The organism is Paenibacillus sp. MMO-177, assembly GCF_037147795.1.
Taxonomy (GTDB): Bacteria; Bacillota; Bacilli; order Paenibacillales; family Paenibacillaceae; genus Pristimantibacillus.
In genome coordinates, this window is record NZ_JBBCUR010000003.1 from 368643 (window position 1) to 387265 (window position 18623).

21 protein-coding genes and 1 riboswitch are annotated in these 18623 nt (G+C 51.7%); all 21 genes read right to left on the reverse strand.

All coding sequences use genetic code 11. From position 1 onward, the window contains the following. Positions 1 to 8 precede the first annotated feature (8 nt). The 21 genes from WFK81_RS12830 to WFK81_RS12930 all read right to left on the reverse strand — a co-directional run bounded on the left by WFK81_RS12830 (position 9) and on the right by WFK81_RS12930 (position 18434). Positions 9 to 536 carry a redoxin domain-containing protein gene (locus WFK81_RS12830; RefSeq protein WP_336786810.1) on the reverse strand — a complete coding sequence of 176 codons (528 nt, stop codon included), beginning with the start codon at positions 534 to 536 and terminating at the stop codon, positions 9 to 11. A 91-nt stretch (positions 537 to 627) separates the two neighbouring features. Beyond that, positions 628 to 1371, reverse strand: a complete 744-nt coding sequence (locus WFK81_RS12835; protein ID WP_336787318.1) for a pseudouridine synthase — start codon at positions 1369 to 1371, stop codon at positions 628 to 630. Between the two features lie 55 nt (positions 1372 to 1426). Continuing rightward, entirely contained in the window at positions 1427 to 1960 is a 534-nt protein-coding gene (locus WFK81_RS12840; RefSeq protein WP_336786811.1) for a spore maturation protein, read from the reverse strand. Continuing rightward, positions 1953 to 2654: a nucleoside recognition domain-containing protein gene (locus WFK81_RS12845; RefSeq protein WP_336786812.1), complete on the reverse strand. Its 702-nt coding sequence runs from the start codon at positions 2652 to 2654 to the stop codon at positions 1953 to 1955. The genes WFK81_RS12840 and WFK81_RS12845 overlap by 8 nt, the downstream gene beginning before the upstream one ends. A 94-nt stretch (positions 2655 to 2748) precedes the next feature. Continuing rightward, a complete protein-coding gene (locus tag WFK81_RS12850; RefSeq protein ID WP_442956056.1) occupies positions 2749 to 3930 on the reverse strand; it encodes a D-alanyl-D-alanine carboxypeptidase family protein in 1182 nt (393 codons plus the stop codon). A gap of 112 nt (positions 3931 to 4042) precedes the next feature. After that, complete coding sequence (gene ytfJ / locus WFK81_RS12855) at positions 4043 to 4510, reverse strand: GerW family sporulation protein (protein ID WP_336786813.1); 468 nt, start codon at positions 4508 to 4510, stop codon at positions 4043 to 4045. Positions 4511 to 4644: 134 nt separating this feature from the next. Further along, on the reverse strand, positions 4645 to 5334 hold the full coding sequence (locus tag WFK81_RS12860; protein WP_336786814.1) for a DUF2953 domain-containing protein: 690 nt from the start codon (positions 5332 to 5334) through the stop codon (positions 4645 to 4647). A gap of 170 nt (positions 5335 to 5504) precedes the next feature. Continuing rightward, a complete protein-coding gene (locus tag WFK81_RS12865; RefSeq protein WP_336786815.1) occupies positions 5505 to 6353 on the reverse strand; it encodes a MetQ/NlpA family ABC transporter substrate-binding protein in 849 nt (282 codons plus the stop codon). A 45-nt stretch (positions 6354 to 6398) separates the two neighbouring features. Next, positions 6399 to 7076, reverse strand: a complete 678-nt coding sequence (locus tag WFK81_RS12870) for a methionine ABC transporter permease (RefSeq protein ID WP_336786816.1) — start codon at positions 7074 to 7076, stop codon at positions 6399 to 6401. Beyond that, positions 7073 to 8068, reverse strand: coding sequence for a methionine ABC transporter ATP-binding protein (locus WFK81_RS12875; protein ID WP_336787320.1), 996 nt, complete (start codon positions 8066 to 8068; stop codon positions 7073 to 7075). Before WFK81_RS12875 ends, WFK81_RS12870 begins: the two co-directional genes overlap by 4 nt. Before the next feature lie 224 nt (positions 8069 to 8292). Further along, on the reverse strand, positions 8293 to 8913 hold the full coding sequence (gene scpB, locus WFK81_RS12880) for an SMC-Scp complex subunit ScpB (RefSeq protein ID WP_336786817.1): 621 nt from the start codon (positions 8911 to 8913) through the stop codon (positions 8293 to 8295). Then, the gene (locus WFK81_RS12885; RefSeq protein ID WP_336786818.1) at positions 8882 to 9661 is read right to left on the reverse strand and encodes a segregation and condensation protein A; all 780 of its coding nucleotides are present in this window, start codon (positions 9659 to 9661) and stop codon (positions 8882 to 8884) included. Before WFK81_RS12885 ends, scpB begins: the two co-directional genes overlap by 32 nt. Positions 9662 to 9737: 76 nt before the next feature. Beyond that, positions 9738 to 10208 carry a 6,7-dimethyl-8-ribityllumazine synthase gene (gene ribH / locus WFK81_RS12890; protein ID WP_336786819.1) on the reverse strand — a complete coding sequence of 157 codons (471 nt, stop codon included), beginning with the start codon at positions 10206 to 10208 and terminating at the stop codon, positions 9738 to 9740. 42 nt (positions 10209 to 10250) lie between these two features. Next, positions 10251 to 11408: a 3,4-dihydroxy-2-butanone-4-phosphate synthase gene (ribB, locus tag WFK81_RS12895; RefSeq protein WP_336786820.1), complete on the reverse strand. Its 1158-nt coding sequence runs from the start codon at positions 11406 to 11408 to the stop codon at positions 10251 to 10253. 34 nt (positions 11409 to 11442) lie between these two features. Next, the gene (ribE, locus tag WFK81_RS12900; protein WP_336786821.1) at positions 11443 to 12114 is read right to left on the reverse strand and encodes a riboflavin synthase; all 672 of its coding nucleotides are present in this window, start codon (positions 12112 to 12114) and stop codon (positions 11443 to 11445) included. Positions 12115 to 12129: 15 nt separating this feature from the next. Further along, positions 12130 to 13236 (reverse strand): bifunctional diaminohydroxyphosphoribosylaminopyrimidine deaminase/5-amino-6-(5-phosphoribosylamino)uracil reductase RibD, encoded by a 1107-nt coding sequence (gene ribD, locus WFK81_RS12905; RefSeq protein ID WP_336786822.1) that lies wholly within the window; start codon positions 13234 to 13236, stop codon positions 12130 to 12132. 263 nt (positions 13237 to 13499) lie between these two features. Further along, positions 13500 to 13707, reverse strand: a riboswitch (FMN riboswitch). 31 nt (positions 13708 to 13738) lie between these two features. Further along, positions 13739 to 14170 (reverse strand): peptidylprolyl isomerase, encoded by a 432-nt coding sequence (locus tag WFK81_RS12910; RefSeq protein ID WP_127494281.1) that lies wholly within the window; start codon positions 14168 to 14170, stop codon positions 13739 to 13741. A 54-nt stretch (positions 14171 to 14224) separates the two neighbouring features. Beyond that, complete coding sequence (gene lysA, locus WFK81_RS12915) at positions 14225 to 15553, reverse strand: diaminopimelate decarboxylase (protein WP_336786823.1); 1329 nt, start codon at positions 15551 to 15553, stop codon at positions 14225 to 14227. 137 nt (positions 15554 to 15690) lie between these two features. After that, on the reverse strand, positions 15691 to 17331 hold the full coding sequence (locus tag WFK81_RS12920) for a spore germination protein (protein WP_336786824.1): 1641 nt from the start codon (positions 17329 to 17331) through the stop codon (positions 15691 to 15693). Positions 17332 to 17362: 31 nt separating this feature from the next. After that, the gene (locus tag WFK81_RS12925) at positions 17363 to 17791 is read right to left on the reverse strand and encodes a stage V sporulation protein AB (protein WP_442956057.1); all 429 of its coding nucleotides are present in this window, start codon (positions 17789 to 17791) and stop codon (positions 17363 to 17365) included. Continuing rightward, on the reverse strand, positions 17784 to 18434 hold the full coding sequence (locus WFK81_RS12930; RefSeq protein WP_336786826.1) for a stage V sporulation protein AA: 651 nt from the start codon (positions 18432 to 18434) through the stop codon (positions 17784 to 17786). The genes WFK81_RS12925 and WFK81_RS12930 overlap by 8 nt, the downstream gene beginning before the upstream one ends. Positions 18435 to 18623 lie beyond the last annotated feature (189 nt).

The following is an 18623-nucleotide window of genomic DNA, read 5'->3' on the forward strand; positions in this document are numbered from 1 at the left end:
AGTCAGCTTTACTGCAGCAGTTTGTCAACACGGGAATCGATGTCCTTCTCGCTCATCCCGCCTACAAATACATCCAGAATGGTCCCGTCCGGCTTGACAAAAAAGGTTGTCGGGTAGGATTCCAGCCCGTATTTTCGCTCCGTCTTTCGGTTCACGTCGCGCAATACCGGATAACTCAGATCGAACCTGCGCACGAAGTTGTTAACCGTCAGCGTATCTTCGCTTAAGTTAATCGCGAGCACCTCGAGACCCGAGCCCTTCCATTTCTCGAACTGACGCTCGAATTCCGGCATTTCCTTCACGCAAGGCGGGCAGAAGCTCCCCCAGAAGTTAATGACGACAGCCTTGCCTTTGTAATCGGAAAGATTGTGCGTATTGCCCTGCAAATCGGCCAGCGTAAACTCAGGCGGCTGTTCCCCGATCTTGGGGATTCCTTCGTCCCTTGCGGCGAATAGGGTATTGCCAATGGCATATCCGCCTACAACAAGCACGGCAAGCAGAATGACAATTTGCACCGTTTTTCGATACTTGCCCATTCCTGTCCCATCACCTACATTTCACCATTGATGTCAGCTAATAATACACTCATTATAACGAAAAATGGGCGGCAATAACCGCTGCCGCCGTTTACTTTTTATGAACTTTATGTGTCTTGCGCGCCTGGTCTCTAAGCTCCTTAACCTCAACGGGAGTAAGGTGTCTGAACTGTCCCCTCGCAAGCGTCCGGAGGCCAAGGTCGCCGAATTTCACGCGTCTAAGCTTCAGAACAGGATGCTTGATCGCATCGAACATGCGTCGCACCTGCCGGTTGCGCCCTTCGTAGATGGTTATGCGGATGGTCGACATATTTTTCTCTTCATCAATATCTTGATATTCGACCTCTGCTGGCGCCGTCATGCCATCCTCCAGCATAACGCCCTTCTTCAGTTGATCCAAAAGCGATCCGTGCGGCACGCCTTTTACGGTTGCGTAATAGGTCTTAGGCACATGATGGCTTGGATGCGTAAGCAGGTTGGCAAACTCCCCGTCATTCGTTAGAAGCAGCAGTCCTTCCGTATCGTAGTCCAAACGTCCAACCGGATACACCCGCTCTTTAATGCCGGGCAAAAAATCAGCCACCACTTTGCGCCCTTGCGGATCCTTGGCGCTTGTGATGACACCTCTTGGCTTATTCAGCATCAAATAGATTTTTTTCTCGCTGCGGATCGGCTTTCCGTTCACCGTAATTTCGTCCGCTGCCGGATCCGCTTTTACTCCGAGCTCCGTTACTTTTTTGCCATTTACCTCTACGGCACCGGCGAGAATAAGCTCTTCGCATTTTCGACGGGATGCGACGCCCGCTTGCGCTAATATTTTCTGTAAACGTTCCAATGCTTTCACCTCAACCTCCATCATAACGATATGGAAGGGAAAGCACAAGCGCGAGCTACTTGAATATGTACATGCAGATCATAATTGCGGCCAAAAAGCCGACTAAGTCCGAAAATAGGCCAACTTTTAACGCGTATTTGGTCTTGCGGATGCCCACCGCGCCAAAATATACCGTCAGTACATACAAGGTAGTATCGGTGCTTCCTTGAATCGTGGACGCTATACGGCCAATCATGGAATCCGGTCCATGCGTGGCAATAAGATCGGCGGTGAAAGCAAGCGATCCCGCTCCAGTCAGCGGGCGAAGAATGCCAAGCGGCAGTACTTCCGTCGGAATGCTGAGCCAATCAAACAGCGGACGCACCGCGCCAAGCATCAGATCCATGGCACCGGACGCGCGGAACATACTGATGGCCACCATCATGCCAACCAAAGAGGGAATTATGTTAATAGCGGTGCCAAAGCCGTCTTTGGCACCTTCGATAAACGTTTCGTACACGGGTACTTTCCGGAATGCGGCATATAAAGGAATAAATACGATAATGGCGGGAATCAGCCAAGCCGAAACGCGGGTAAACAACTCAAACAATGTCGCCACCTCCACTGCTTCTTATTGCGGCGGCTGCCGAGATTGGAGGATCCATTGCCGTATGAGCCGGCAATGGCTTTCCGGATTTGCCGGAGGGAAGTCTATTTGCAGGAGGAGGCCCCGACCTCCTGCGGTACCATCGGTCCGCAAGTATGGCGGCTCCTGTCGCTACAAAGGTTGCCGCTAAAGTCGTACCAACGATTTCCGCAGGGTTTGCGGAGCCGTAATTCATTCGGATTGCAATAAGCGTAGTAGGCACTAGCGTAATGCTGGACGTATTTAACGCCAGCAGCGTGCACATAGCCGGCGTTGCTGTCTCCTGATCGGGATTAAGCTTTTGCAGCTCCTGCATGGCTTTTATCCCCATTGGAGTGGCGGCGTTGCCCAATCCGAACAGATTGGCGCTCAAATTGCTCATAATATAGCCCATTGCAGGGTGATTGGCCGGGACGTCCGGAAACAGCCAGCGTACAACCGGACTTAACAGCTTGGCCATCTTTTTCAGCACCCCGGCATCCTCCGCAATCCGCATCATGCCGAGCCAAAATACCATAATGCTGATTAGCCCGAAGCTTATGGTTACCCCGGATTTCGCGCCATCGAACGCCGCCTGCGTGACCGCGTCAATCCGCCCGTTAATAGCCGCAACAACCACGCTTATAACAATAAAAAACAACCATATCCAGTTCACCATAATTGGCTTACCTCCCCCGATTAGCCAAGCGTAAACGGATGCTAATGCTCTGCATACGTCCCGCATGCGAAATATAAGCAGCCAAGCCTATATTTCAAAATAGTGCACCGATAACAGCAGTTATCGAATGTATGAAGCTTTCATGCTCACCGGAAGCTTTTTTGTAATCATGCAGCAATGCGGCATCCGACATCGGCTTGCGTTCCGGCAAGCTCATCCTTGCGCTTCCGATATCATATACGGGAATGGATCCGATCTTCTGTTCGTTCAAATACCATTCAAGCGCGCCGCGTTCCCCAAGCTTATAGTTCATCGTAGCCATATCAATAACGACCAGCCGGGATTGCAGGCTGCCCCGTTCCTCTTCGGCTAACGGATAATAGAAGGAATTGCCCACAGCTAACGGGTAACCGGCAATCGTCTGCCCTTTGCTTGCCACTTCCATCAGCGGATAGTTTTTGAAGCCCCAATCGAGCATATGGCGGTGATCTACCCAATCATCCCGGTCATTCAAAGTAACGGCAGCAAGCTGCTGTCCGTTTCGTGTCGCCGAGCTGACGAGACAGCGCAGCGCTTTTTTGGTATAGCCGGTTTTAACGCCGTCCGCACCCTCATACATGGCCAGCATTTTGTTCTTGTTCGTCCAGCTGTACTGCCATTTCTCATGAGGATTCGGGACGCTTTTGACCTTGGTGCTCACAATTTCGGCGAATACCGGATTCCGAAGCGCATATGCCGTCAGTTTGGCTAGGTCATTGGCAGATGAGTAATGCCCGTCCACATCAAGACCATGCGGATTTTTGAATTGGGTGTGCGTTAAACCAAGCATTTCGGCTTTCTCGTTCATCAGATGCACAAAGCCCTCTTCAGAGCCTCCTACATGCTCGGCAATCGCTGTTGCCGCATCGTTGCCGGAACGCAGCATAAGTCCATACAGCAAATTGAGCAGGGTCATTTCCTCACCCAGCTGCAGATAAATGGAGGAGCCTTCTTTGCCAACCGCTCTGCTGCTCGTCTTTACCCGATCCGACAGCTTGCCATGCTCGATTGCAACAATTGCGGTCATGATTTTTGTCAGGCTGGCAATACGCATCGATTGCTCTCCATTCTCGCTGTACAGAATTCTGCCCGACTTCACATCAACCAGAGCTGAAGCATTTGCGCTTGTATGATACGGATTTGGCGCTGCATGCACCGATGCCGCAAAGCTTGTCCCCCAAATCAAACTTGCTGCCCAAAGGGCGATTCCTATCCGGCGAAGCTGTCTTCCTATCACGTCTTTCGCTGCTCCTTTCCTTTCGTCAGCCCTCACCTTGTACAGTATATGCTCCGCATGGGCAAATTAAGACATGCCCTTAAACGAAAAACTGCCCTTGCGGGCAGTTTCCCTAGATGAGGGTGTCGTTACCATCTGTTATATAGTCATGTTTGCCGGCTGATGTCCTAAACATATGCTGCACTTTTTCGAATACGACAGGGGCCGAATCGATAATGCGCTCCATGAGATGCGTCTGGTTATCGAGCGGTACAATCTTCACGCCATGCGTTCCAACGACCAGAAAAGCAATTGGCGTAATCGAAACCCCGCCGCCGCTGCCGCCGCCAAACGGCGCTGCAATGCCGGCATTGTGATGGTTGTGGCCGTCGGACGCTGTTGATTGTTCATGAGAGACAGAGCCGTCGAAACGGATATCGCTGCCGCCTGCCACGAAGCCGAAGCCCACCTTCGAAATCGGCATAATGATGCTGCCGTCCGGCGTTTGAACAGGATCTCCAACGATTGTATTCACGTCGACCATTTCTTTGATATTTTCCATTGCGGTCTGCATCAGGCCTTGAATTGGATGTTCTGGCATTGTGACTCCTCCTGAAGTTAAATTGTGTTTGTGCGTTATGGATGAGGACTCGCCTACACTTTTGGTATTGTGCTCATTCGGGCTATAGACTATGTACGGTACGGAACATTAGCGCGAATGATACCTTAAGCGTCCTATACTTTAAAAAGCAAGCTTCGCCATGCCTGGACGCCTTCCTTTGCTTTCTTTAGGCGAACCAGCAGATGCAGGCCCGCCATGATGGCATTGCCCAAACCAATCTTGGCGATACAGTTCCATTCGGTTTGAAAAGTGGTTTGCGCGTACACCGGCTGCACATCTACCCTCGGCTCGGCTCTCAGCTTTACAAATTGCGACAATACGCCCAAGGTCGTTGATTTTACCGACCATAGCATGCCCGTTGCCATCGCTGTCCACATCGCATCCCCCGTGCCTACGGAACTGGACCATTTCCACTCCTCCAGCTTGATCTTCGCTAACGTTTGCTTTGCCCAATGAGAGAGATTGTAGGTCAATGCGGCGGCACGCTTGTATTTCTCGATTCCAGCCATTACGCGGTGCGTGTCTATTTCATCATGCTTCTCGTCCTTGCTGCTCATGCCGATGCTTGTACCCATTAAATGCTCATGCAGACGGATCGCCTTGCCGCTGAAATCAATCGAGCGGATCTTGAATTTATAGCGCAATAATCCAAAGACCGCCTTGAAATTGATCTCGATGTCGTCATTTTCCCCATCGCGTCTCAGCTGCCCCTGGATCACAACCGGCGATACCAAGACAATGAGAAGGAAAAGCATAATGATGAGACCGGCCGCAACTGCCCAAACATACGGATAACCGATCATTCCATGCTTCCTCCAGCTTTATGAAAAATAGGTTACTTGTAGTATGGCTTGGCCACTGAAATTCATGCAAAAATTCCCCAGGGTACAAGTTTGTCTGCTAGATTTTATGAAAACAGCCGCAAAAAAATAAACCGCGCAGATACATCTGCACGGTTTATTTCCTGTATCGATTATTTAAACGCCGGCACGATAGCGCCTGCATATTTGTCTTCGATGAATTTCTTTACATCGGGGGATTGCAGAGCCGCAGCCAACTTCTTAATAGCGTCGGAATCTTTGTTATCCGGACGGGCAACCAGAATATTTACGTAAGGCGAGTCGCTTCCTTCGATGAAGATAGCGTCTTTCGTAGGAACAAGATCCGCTTCGAGCGCAAAGTTGGAGTTGATCACAGCAAGATCGACTTCACCCAGAACGCGCGGAAGAGTAGCGGCTTCTACCTCGGTAATTTTCAGGTTTTTCGGATTTTCGGTAATGTCGTGCACGGTTGCGGATACGCCAACGCCGTCTTTAAGCTTGATAACATGGTTAGCGGCAAGCAGCTGAAGCGCACGGCCGCCGTTTGTCGGGTCGTTTGGAATAACGACTTTAGCACCGTCTTTCAGTTCGTCGGCACTTTTGATTTTTTTCGAATAAGCGCCCATAGGCTCAATGTGAACGCCCGCAACACTTACAAGGTCGTAACCTTTGTCTTTGTTGAATTGGTCAAGGTAAGGCGTATGCTGGAAGAAGTTTGCGTCCAGTTCTTTTTCGTACAATTGCGTATTCGGCTGAACATAGTCGTTGAATTCAACCACTTCGAGATTAACGCCTTGTTCCTTCAAGGCAGGCTTGATGAAATTAAGAATTTCAGCGTGCGGCACCGGTGAAGCGCCAACCTTCAAGGTTACTTCTTTCACTTCGTTGCTGCCATTGCCTGCCGAAGCGTTGTTCGTGCTGTTCTCATCCTTCTTCGCGCCGCATGCGGATAACGCAATGACGAGCGTAAGAGCAAGCAGAATAAAACCAAATTTCTTCATTTCCCTTTCCTCCATCTTCTCTATGTTGCTTCTATGTTGTTCACCTTACTTCCGGCTAAACCGGCGAACCAAATGGTCGCCCGCCATCTGCAGGAGTTGAACCAAAATAATTAGCATGACTACCGTTACGATCATAACGCTAAGCTGGAATCTTTGATAACCGTAGCGCAGGGCAAGGTCGCCGAGACCACCGCCGCCGATAACGCCCGCCATTGCCGTATAAGACACTAACGTTACCGCCGTAATCGTAATTCCCGCGAGCAAGCCCGGTCTCGCCTCAAGAAGCAGGACACGCCTGACGATATCCCATCTGGAGGCGCCCATCGCCTGCGCTGCCTCAATAACACCCTTGTCCACCTCGCGGAGAGACGTTTCCACCAGTCTGGCGAAAAACGGGGCCGCCGCAACAACAAGCGGCGGAATCGTACCCTGCACGCCTAGTGTCGTACCGGTCAGCAGCTTTGTCATTGGCATGATCAGAATCATTAGAATGACAAAAGGTACCGAGCGCAGGATATTAACAACAAGCGATAACAAGCCGTACACCACAGGCTGTTCAAGCAGCTGTTTTCTGGAGGTCAGGAATAAAATAACCCCAATTACCAAACCGATAATGACGGTAAATAATAGCGAAGCGCCAATCATCGTCAGCGTGTCTTTGGTTGCCGGCCAAATGTCCTCCCAGCGCACCTGGCTCCAGTCAATGTTCTGCTTCAGCATCATTTCAAATCACCTACTTCCAGCCCTTTCGCCCGAAGTTCGTCAAGCACCCTGTCAATCTCACCGTTATCGCCTATAAACTCGATGACCAACTGTCCATAAGGCGTATTCTTCATGCGTGAGACGGTTCCTTGCAGGATCGTAAATTGAACGGAGGTTGATTTGACCGCGTTAAACAGAAGCGGTTCGTACGTAATCTCGCCAACGTAGTTGATTTTGATGAGACGCCCGCTTCTTGTGTGAATAAGCTCGCGCGGATCGAAGGAATCCGCGATTTGGCTGACGAAATCCTTCGTAATCGAATGCTGCGGCTTCAGGAACACATCCAGAACATCCCCCATCTCGACGATCTCGCCTCCGTCAATGACGGCAACTCGGTCACAGATAGCCCGGATGACGTGCATCTCGTGCGTGATCAGCAGAATCGTGATGCCCAGCTTTTGATTAATATCCATCAGAAGCGACAGGATCGCGTTTGTCGTCTGAGGATCCAGCGCCGAGGTGGCCTCGTCGCATAGCAGCACATCCGGATTGTTCGCCAGCGCTCTGGCGATTCCCACGCGCTGCTTCTGACCGCCGGAGAGCTGCGCCGGATACTTGTCCGCGTGCTGCTCCAGCCCTACAAGCTTTAATAACTCGTCTACCCGTTCCTTGACCGCTGCTCTCGGCATCTTGGCAAGCTCAAGCGGAAAAGCGATATTCTCGCGCACAGTGGCCATCGATAAAAGATTAAAATGCTGAAAAATCATTCCGATTCTTCGCCGTTCCCTCTGCAGCTGCGTGGACGACAGCCCGGTCAGCTCCACATCCCCTACCTTCACCGTCCCCGAAGTTGGGCGCTCCAGCAAATTCACGCAACGAAGCAAGGTACTCTTGCCTGCCCCGGAATGTCCGATAATGCCGAATATTTCACCTTTATTGATGGTTAGGCTTATATTTTTAACAGCTTCAACGCTGTTTCCGTAAGTTTTTCTAATGTCCAGAAGCTCAATCAGTGGTATTACCTCCTGCTATCCATCGTATGCCATTACTGCTAGAATCCCCTGATCATACAGGTTCATCCTGTCCATTAAAAAAAGGACAACCGCCATTATAACCAATTTCAAGCGCAATTGTCACTGGATAAAAAAAGGAAAAAGTCCGTTATCCCGCTTCTGCGGAAATAACGGACCGTTTGTTCATCATTTCAACCACTCTTTAGAAAGACCTGATCATCCGATTATTCCTTATCGTCAGGAACCGGAATAAACTCGTCAATCGTGGTTTGGCGTTCGCCCAAACGCTCGAACAACATTTGCGTCTGTTCCTCGAGCGCTTCTTCAATATCAACTTGTTTGGGTTCCGGCAATGCTTTAATGTTCGGCAATCCAAAATAATCAAGGAATGATTTCGTTGTTCCGTACAAAATCGGCCTGCCGATTGCCTCAGCCCGTCCGACTTCCTCAATTAAGTCCTTGGACACAAGCGACTGAATGGCCCGGTCGCTCTTGACGCCCCGGATCTCCTCAATGTCGATGCGGGTAATCGGCTGCCGGTAAGCCACAATGGACAAGGTCTCAAGGGCAGCCTGCGACAGCTGGGAACGCGTCGGCGTATACGCCATGCGTTCAAAGTATGCGGCATGGTCCGGATTCGTGGTCATCCGGTAAGCCCCGGCTACCTCCGTTACCTGCACCCCGCGCTGCTCGCGAGCCAAATCCCTGTGAAGGTCATACACAAGATCAGCCGCCAAATCGGCATCAAGCTGCAAAATATCGGCTAACTGCCGTTTGTTCAGCCCTTCGTCGCCTGCCATAAACAGCAAGCCTTCAATAATCGATTTCAACTTCGGATAATCCATTGTCCGCCGCTTCTCCTCTCCAATGAATGACGATGTCATCAAACAGCTGATGCTGGAAGCAGCGAATATGTTTCATCTTCATCAGCTCCAGAATGGCAAGGAACGTCACCACAACCTCATGCTTGTTCATATTCTCGCGTATCAGACGGGAGAACCGCACGGTCTCGAACTGCTTCAGGACATCAACAATGTCCCGAATGCGGTCCTTCACCGAGATTTCGTCCCGCTGCACGGTGGCCACGATGTTGCGCCGCGCCGCTCTGCGCAGCGCCCGCTGGAATGCGGCAATCAGGTCGGAGATATGCAAGCCCTCGAGCGGATTGACGATCTCTTCTTTCATGTACGGCGTCATATCATCCGGCTCGCGGGAATAGACAAGGCTGCGCTCCAGTTCCTTCTCCCGAAGCTGCTCTGCAATTTGCTTGAATTTGCGATATTCGACCAGCTTCTGAATAAGCTCGTCCCTCGGATCAAGGCCGTCATCCGGCCATTCTTCATAGAAGTCCTCAAAGACGGGAGGCTTGGGCAGCAGCTGATTGCTCTTGATGGCCAGCAGCGTCGCCGCCATAACCAGAAACTCGCTTGTCAGCTCCAGCTCCAATTCCTTCATCGCATTCAAGTAGTCCATGTATTGATCCGTTATTTCACTAATCGAAATCTCATGGATGTCGATTTCTGACTTATCGATAAGATGAAGCAGCAAATCGAGCGGTCCTTCAAAGGATTCCAACTTGTAGTGCATCGTCACTTCTTACGATCCCCCTGCCATGCGCAAATGGCTGACGTTCTATAACAAGTAACGCAGCATAATTTGAGCTATTACTCTAATTATGCAGTAATTTCGACAAATTTGCCATCTCTATTGCAGAAACAGCTGCTTCGTAGCCTTTATTTCCAGCCTTTGTGCCCGCGCGCTCAATCGCTTGCTCGATCGAATCAACCGTCAGCACGCCAAAAATCGTTGGCACGCCTGTTTTCAGCGCAATTGCGGCTACGCCTTTTGCCGCCTCGTTGCACACGTAGTCAAAGTGCGGAGTTGATCCCCGAATAACGGCGCCAAGCGTAATGACGGCATCGTACTTGCTGCTTTCCGCCATTTTTTGCGCGATAAGGGGAATTTCGAATGCGCCAGGCACCCACGCGATATCCACATCGTTTTCTTGCGCACCATGGCGCTTGAAGCCGTCAAGTGCACCGCTGAGCAGCTTCCCTGAAATAAATTCGTTAAAACGTCCAACAACGACTCCGAATCGAAGTCCTTCCGATACTACGCTTGCTTCAAATACGTTTGGCATGTTAAGCCCTCCTGATCGTTATGTCTAATTTTTTGGCTTGCTTTACTTCTTGCCGCCTTCGCGGATTTCAATCGGTACCCGTTCAACGATTTCGATTCCATGACCCTCGAGGCCTCTGATCTTGCGCGGGTTATTCGTGAGCAAGCGCATTTGGCGGACGCCAAGGTCTCGCAAAATTTGAGCTCCAACGCCGTAATCGCGAAGATCCATCTTAGGCTTAACCTCATCTTTGTCCGCTCCTTGATCGAGCTGAGCGTAGGTCTTCAGCTTGTTTACAAGCCCTTGACTGTCCTGACGCATATAGAGGAGAATGCCGCTGCCTTCCTCATTGATTTGCTCCAGCGCCGATTGCAGCTGCGGACCGCATTGGCAGCGATGCGAATGGAAGACATCCCCTGTCAGGCATTCCGAATGAACGCGGACCAGCACCGGCTTATCAGAAGCAATCTGGCCTTTCACAAACGCGATATGCTCTTTGCCGTCTGCTTGATTGGAGAAGGCAATCGCCCGGAAGTTCCCGAAGTCCGTTGGCATGTCAACCTCTACGATGCGGTCGACAAGCTTTTCCTTGGCATTGCGGTAAGCAATCATTCCTTGGATGGTAATCAGCTTCAGGTTATGCTTTTCTTTAAAAGCGATCAGATCCGGAAGACGGGCCATCGTACCGTCCTCTTTAATAATCTCGCAAATGACTGCCGCAGGCTCCGACCCGCACATCCGGGCAAGATCGATGCCGGCTTCCGTATGGCCCGCGCGGCGGATAACGCCGCCATCCTTCGCAACCAGCGGGAAAATATGCCCCGGCTTGCGGAAATCCGTTGCTTTCGTCGCCGGGTCAATCAATGCTTTGACCGTCTGCGAACGTTCATAGGCTGAGATCCCCGTCGTCGTGGAAACGTGATCTACGGATACCGTAAAGGCCGTGCCATGATAATCCGTATTATGCTGAACCATCGGCGGCAGATCAAGCTGCTCGGCGCGCTCTCTCGTGATAGGAACGCAGACCAAGCCGCGTGCTTCCGTAATCATGAAATTAATAACTTCGGGAGACGCCGTCTCCGCCAAGGCGATCAAATCTCCCTCGTTCTCGCGGTCCTCGTCGTCCACTACGATAATCGGCTTGCCGGCCTTCAAATCCTCCAGCGCGGCTTCCATCGAGTCAAACAGATCTTCTTGCAGTTCCAACTCTTGTCTATTCATCAATTTCCCTCCCTGCTATCCGGTTACCCTCTTTTTACAAAAAACCATTTTCGCTTAAAAAAGCTGCGCTAAGCTTTGATTCGGTCCGCCCGGAAGAACCCGGTCTGCCGGAGGGTTTGTAATGCAGCAGATGATCGACGTATTTGCCGATGACATCGCATTCGATATTGACCGAATCGCCGGCTTTCTTGTTCATCAGCGCGGTTTCTCCCAACGTATGCGGGATCACCGATACCGAGAAGCCGGCGGCATGGGTACCAACCACCGTTAAGCTGATTCCGTCAATCGTTATAGAGCCCTTCGGAATGACATACCGCATCATTTCGTCGTCAGCCAGCCGAATGGCGAACACAACCGCATTCGCATCCGTCTCCCGGCCGGTGATGATGCCAACTCCGTCCACATGCCCCTGCACGATGTGACCGCCGAATCGGCCTCCGGCCATCATCGCCCGCTCCAGATTGACGTCCTGGCCCGGTCGAAGCTGATGCAGATTGGACTTCCGGTAAGTCTCCGGCATCACGTCCGCATCAAACGATGTCCGGTCGAAGGCGATAACGGTTAGACATACGCCGTTTACGGAAATGCTGTCGCCAAGGGCGACGCCTTCCGTAACCTTTGAAGCTTCCACCGTCAGAACCATCGCTTCGCCTTGTTTCTTAACCCGTCTTAAAGTGCCAACTTCCTCAATCAGGCCGGTAAACACGGGCACTCCCCCAATCTATTCATTGCCGTATACCGGATATCCCGATATGCAAATATCTTCTCCCGCCATCTCTACCTTCACATTGTCCAGTTCGATGGCTTGCGACATTTTTTCGAACCCGGCGAACGTAAAGGTGCCGGGGGAGTCAAAGCCGCCGATAATCTTAGTTGCCATGTAAATCATTATTTTATCGATTAATCCGGCCTCCAGCATGGCGCCGTTAAGCTTGCCGCCGCCCTCCAGCAGAATCGAACCAATCTCCAGCTCGCCAAGCTTGCGCATCGCTTCAGCCAGATCAACCTGCTCTCCTTCGCCGCAGCGGATGACTTCAACGCCGGCTTCGGTCAACGCCTTCTCGCGAGCCGGATCGGCCTTCGCGAAAGCGAGTACAATCGTTCGGGATAAACCGTCCGTCACGACTCTAGCGTCCAGCGGCAGGCGAAGCTGGCTATCCACGATAATCCGAACCGGATGAATCGCCGGAACAGCCGCGCGGGTCGTAAGCTGTGGATCATCCGCCAGCAAAGTCCCGATGCCCACCATGATCGCCTCATGCTGATGGCGCAGCGTATGCACCTGTTCACGGGCGGCCGACCCGGTGATCCAGCGGCTGTCTCCGGTATGGGAGGCGATTTTGCCATCCAGCGTGCTTGCCGTCTTAAGCGTTACGAAAGGCAGCCGGGTCGTAATGTACTTGTTGAATTTCTCGTTCATGCTCCGGGATTGCTCTTCGAGCAGACCAACCACGACCTCGATGCCCTCCTCCCGGAGACGCGCGATCCCTCTGCCCGCAACCTGCGGATTGGGATCCGTGGTCGCCACTACGACGCGAGCAGCCTTCGCATTGATAATGCGCTCGCAGCAAGGCGGCGTTTTGCCGTAATGGCTGCACGGCTCAAGCGTTACATACACCGTTGCCCCTTCCGCTTCGTCGCCGGCCATCTGCAGCGCATGCACCTCGGCGTGACCTGTCCCCCGCTTAAGGTGGGTACCTACGCCGATAATCCGTCCATCCTTCACAACGACGCAGCCAACAACCGGATTAATGCCGGTCTGCCCGGATGCTTTGGCCGCGAGATCAAGAGCAAGACTCATATAGTACGAATCGTTTAAAATTTCCATAAATGCAAAAACACCCCCATTAGCCAGCTTAGCCAACGGGGGTGGGAAAAATAACCATTCCATGCTTGCAAAAAAAAGCAGTTCAAACGCAAACGGCCATGCAGTCCAAGGAAGTACCGCATACGTTTTGCCGATGAAATATAAGTCCAGTATAAAAATATAAACCCTGTATACTTTCTTATATTTCAAACAAACCTATCTCTCTTGTGAAAATAAGCACAAGAAAAATAAGCACGAACGCTCATGCGCAAACGCATCAAATGTGTCCCCTTCTCCCATCCAGACTGTACTGTCGGTCCCGGATTTGCACCAGGTCCACCGTTCCTTTCCGCGCAATGCGATGAATCGCTCTTGCATGGAATGGCCCGGGTCACGGACTGACGAGAAAGCGCCGCACGCAGGTAATTCCTGTTGTGCAAGCGCCGCTCGATCACCGCCGGTTGGGATTTTCACCCTGCCCCGAAGGTAAGCCACAAACTATAAATTTGTTAGTATCTTAACATTAAACTTCGTAAACTTCAACCTTTTGCATTTTATCGCGTCCTTTAAACGCGTCAACATGCTCCATGCCTTTTGCAACCTTGCCAAAAACCGTATGTTGGCCGTCCAGATGCGGCTGTGGTTGATAGCAGATGTAGAATTGGCTTCCGCCTGTGTTGCGGCCTGCGTGTGCCATAGCGAGCGTACCGCGCTCATGCTTGTTCGGGTTGATCTCGCAGTTGATCGTGTAGCCGGGACCGCCAGTGCCTGTGCCGTTAGGGCAGCCGCCTTGCGCAACGAAGCCAGGGATAACGCGGTGGAATACCACACCGTTATAGAAACCTTCGTTTGCAAGCTTTTCGAAGTTTGCTACCGTATTTGGAGCATCTTGGTCGAACAGATCGAGAATAACCTCTGCGCCGTTCTCAAGTGTGATTTTTGCTTGTTTAGCCATGTCTAACATCTACCTTTCTATGTCCGAATAAGACTACGTTACCAAAAATCTCCCTCACTTAGCAAGCGATTTGAGAAGTCTTGCCGGAATTACGTCGTTGCCGACGATATTTTCGAGCGATTCGCGCTGTACAACGAGGTCGGATTGACCGTCTTTTACGAAGACAACGGCAGGACGGCGGAACCGGTTGTAATTGCTTGCCATCGAGTAGTTATAAGCGCCTGTGCAGGATACGGCAAGCAAGTCGCCCGTTTCCGCTTTTGGCAGCTCAAGGTCGATAATAAGCTTGTCGCCGCTTTCGCAGGCTTTGCCGGCAATCGTAACGGTCTCCGTATTGGCTTCGTTCGCGCGGTTCGCCAGAATCGCTTCGTAACGGGATTGATAAAGCGCCGGACGAGGGTTATCCATCATGCCGCCGTCCACCGCGATATATTTGCGCACCCCCGGAATATCTTTCATAGTCCCTACGGTATACAGGGTTGTGCCTGCATCGCCTACGATGCTGCGTCCCGGCTCAACCCAGATTTCCGGAAGCGGGAAGTTCGCAGCCGAGAAATTCGAAATAACCGCATCGGTAATCGCCGCAACGTATTGGGCCACCGGAAGCGGAGTATCTCCTTCCACATAACGAATGCCGAAGCCGCCGCCAAGGTTAATCACCTTGAAAGTAAGCCCCAGCTCGTCACGGATTTGAACGGCGAACGCCACAACCTTGTCAACCGCCATGCGGAAGCCGTCAACTTCGAAAATTTGGGAGCCGATATGGGAATGCACGCCAAGAATTTCGAGGTTCGACAGCTCAAGAGCTTCCTGGATGGCCTGCTTCGCGGCACCGTTGCCGAGATCAAAGCCAAACTTGGAATCTTCCTGGCCAGTCGATATATATTCATGCGTATGCGCTTCTACGCCCGGCGTAATGCGGAACAGGATTTTTACTTTTTTCCCTTTGTCCGCGGCAAGCGCATTCAGCAGGCGCAGCTCTACAAAGTTGTCTACAACGAAGCAGCCGATATTGGCGTCCAGGGCCATGTTGATTTCGTCCGGCGTCTTGTTGTTGCCGTGGAAGTGGATGCGTGCCGCCGGAAACCCTGCTTGAAGAGCCGTGTACAGCTCTCCGTCGGATACGACGTCGAGCGACAAGCCCTCTTGGTCGGCAATGGCGCACATCGCCATAACCGAGAATGCTTTGCTTGCGTAAGCGACCTGAAATTTAAGGCCGGATTCCTTAAATGCGGATACATATTCATTTGCCCGTAGACGAATCAGCGCCTCGTCGACGATGTAGAGCGGCGTGCCGTACTCCTTCGCCAGATCCGTTACGTCAACCCCGCCAATCTCCAGATGTCCCTGGGCATTGATTTTGCTTGTGCCATGTAAGTACACGATTTATATCCCCCTCAGATATCTACTACGGGAACGTAATAGAAGTTGATTACGATTTGCACCAATAGCCACAGTATAGCGCAATCTAACCTTGAGAGAAATGGATAAATTCACATTTGATTTGCATTTCTTGGCCTCTACTCGGTACGCGGCATTTTGTCGCTTTGCTGCGGGCGGAGCAGGTTTGGACGGGTTCTGTTTTTGAGCACCGGCTTCCTTACGATGATGTTCCACATCGCTCTGTAATCAAACGGAATAAACGGCCACATATACGGACGGTTGAACGAACGCTGCATGCTCAGCATGATCAGAATCGCGGTCGTGGCAATCACAAATCCCGGCGCGTTAAATAACGAGACGGCGACAATGAGCATTAGCCTCACAATCCTGTTCGCAAGCCCCAGCTCATAGCTTGGCGTCGCAAACATCCCGATGGCGGCAATGGCCATATACAGAATAACCTCGTTGATAAAAAGCCCGGTCTTCACGGCAATGTCGCCAACCATTATCGCGGCAACGAGGGAAACCGCCGTGGCGAGCGTAGACGGCGTGTGCACCGAAGCCAGCCTCATAAGATCAACGCCAACCTCCACGATGAGAAACTGCACGATTAGCGGCAGCTTGCCGATTTTTTCGGGCCCCAGGAAAGCTAGAGCCTGAGGCTTCAGCTCCGGATGGATCACGAATAAAAGCCATAACGGCAGCAAGAACAACGAGGAGAAAATGCCGAGAAAACGGACCCACCGCAGATAGGTTCCGATGAACGGAGTCTGCCGGTTCTCCTCGGCATGCTGAATCAGGTCAAAGAAGGTGGTCGGCAGAATCATTGCGCTTGGCGACGTATCCACAAAAACAACGACGGAGCCTTCAAGCAGATGGGCGGCCACGACATCCGGCCGTTCGGAATACCGTACGAGCGGAAACGGATTCCAGCCGCGCTGCACGGTTGCTTCCTCCAGCTGCTTGTCCGCAAGCGGCAGACCGTCTATGTGCACAAGGCTGATTTTGTCCTTAATGGATTTGACCAGCTCCGGATCGGCCAAGTCGTTAATGTAGGCAATACAGATGTCGGATTGCGTCCGCTCCCCGACCCTAACAAGCTCGTAGCGAAGCTGAGGATCGCGCAGGCGCCTGCGGACGAGCGAAATGTTCATCATCAGCGTCTCGACAAAACCGTCGCGGCTGCCCCGCACAACGCGTTCAAGCGTCGGCTCCTCCGGATTTCGCGACGGGAAGGCTTTGGCATCGATAATGATCGCTTGCGGTTCTTTATCGATAAACATCGCCGTCGAGCCGGATAAGACAAAGGTCAGCATATCATTCCACTTGTCCTTCTTTTCCACCTGCGCGGCGGGAACATACATATGAAAGAAGTCATGAAAAGCATCGCCTGTAACGTCATCCGGCTGCAAATAAGTAAGCCGCTTCAAAATTTCGGTAAGAACCGTGTCCTTTGCCAGGCCATTCATATAGAAAAAAGCGACACGCCGTTCTCCAAACGTCATTTCGCGCACGACGATATCAAAGCTTACTTTAAACCCGACTTCGTTCTCCAGCCGCTTCAAGATTTCGTCAAGACTGCCCGGAATCGCATCGTCCCCGCCGTCCTCTTTGTCATGTCTTGCGAGCGTCTTCTCCGGCTTAGCCGTCCGATTGGTTATTTCAAAAGGAGGAGTCGGGATTGCCATCCCCTGCTCTTCCTTTTTTTGCGCCTCCGGTATGTACATAAACGGGGGTTCCCCGCTATTTTGTTCCCGATCCTTCTCCCGGTCCCTCATCGTCATCAACCTCCGTGTCTGTTATTAGTAGCTACCACTGGAAATACAGCCAATCAAACAAAGAGCCCAGTGTTTTGCCAAGCACCATTGCCATCACAAGACCAACCAGATAATCGGATAGATTCATTCGTTTCGCCAGAATCGGCAGCACGTTCATGACCTCCGTCAACGCTCCTGCCAGCATGCCGACGAACATACCGGTCATCAAACCGGAAATGGAAAGTATAATCGCCTTCGGCAGCGTTAATCGCCAGTCCATAAAATCGGCGAATGTCCAGTACATAGAACCGCAAATAACGGCGGTCTCGAACCATACGGACACGCGATAGCCGTTTGCGATCTGGGCAAGCCTTGGGATGAGGTCGAGTATAATCAGAAAAGCGACCAGACCGCTCCCGACCGCAAGACCTCCGGAGAGGCCTAGCAGCATCACGAATAAGTGCGTCAGCCAATCACTCATCGTCATCGCCCCGCTCACCGTAATGACGGTTTTTTTTGCGCATCTCATCCGCGATTACGTAGGCATTTACGTTTTCCTGATACGTAAACAGCTCCACCTCCAGAGGATTGGGTTCTTCATTGAACCGCTTCTTGAAAAGATGGTTAAAGAACAGAATCATGCCTAGGCCGATTCCGATCGAATACGGAATTTGGAACCATAAGGGATGATCGGTTCTCTTGCCGGTCAGCAGCTCCACGATCCGGATATGAACCTCCTTCATGCTGACATCCGTGTGGAAATTCATAATCGCAAGTCCCGCTCCGAAAAAGAGCAGAAGCCAGGCGAATATAAGTACAGCAATACGCGGCTTCCGGGGTTTGGGGGATATCATTATGAGTACCTGGGGATCGCCATAAGCTTCCACGGTCATTTCGGGAGCCGCTTCCCTTACAACCCTCACGATCTGAAGCAGATCAATGACAACCCGGTTGCCGTCCCCTTTGTGATGGCGGTACAGCACAAGCTCGCTGAGCTCCTGCTCCAGCTTCTCGTTGGGCGCCAGCAGCCTGGATACCTGTCCCAGCGTTACGCTGCGTTCCGGCCGGATACTTACTTTCTTCTTAAGTCGCAGATAGAGGGCGGATGGCTGAGTTGCGTCCATCTGTCATCATTCCTTTGTTCCCGCTAGGGTTTACTTCCCTGTTAGTATGAGAAAAGGAGATACCGGATAGTCATGCTTGCAGAGGTAAAAAATTGAAACTGCCGCAAGGAATAACCTTCTTCCGATTTCATTTTCATATGCTCCGAATGATGTTCAAGCGAAGACAAGCGAATTTGAGCGGAACAAAAC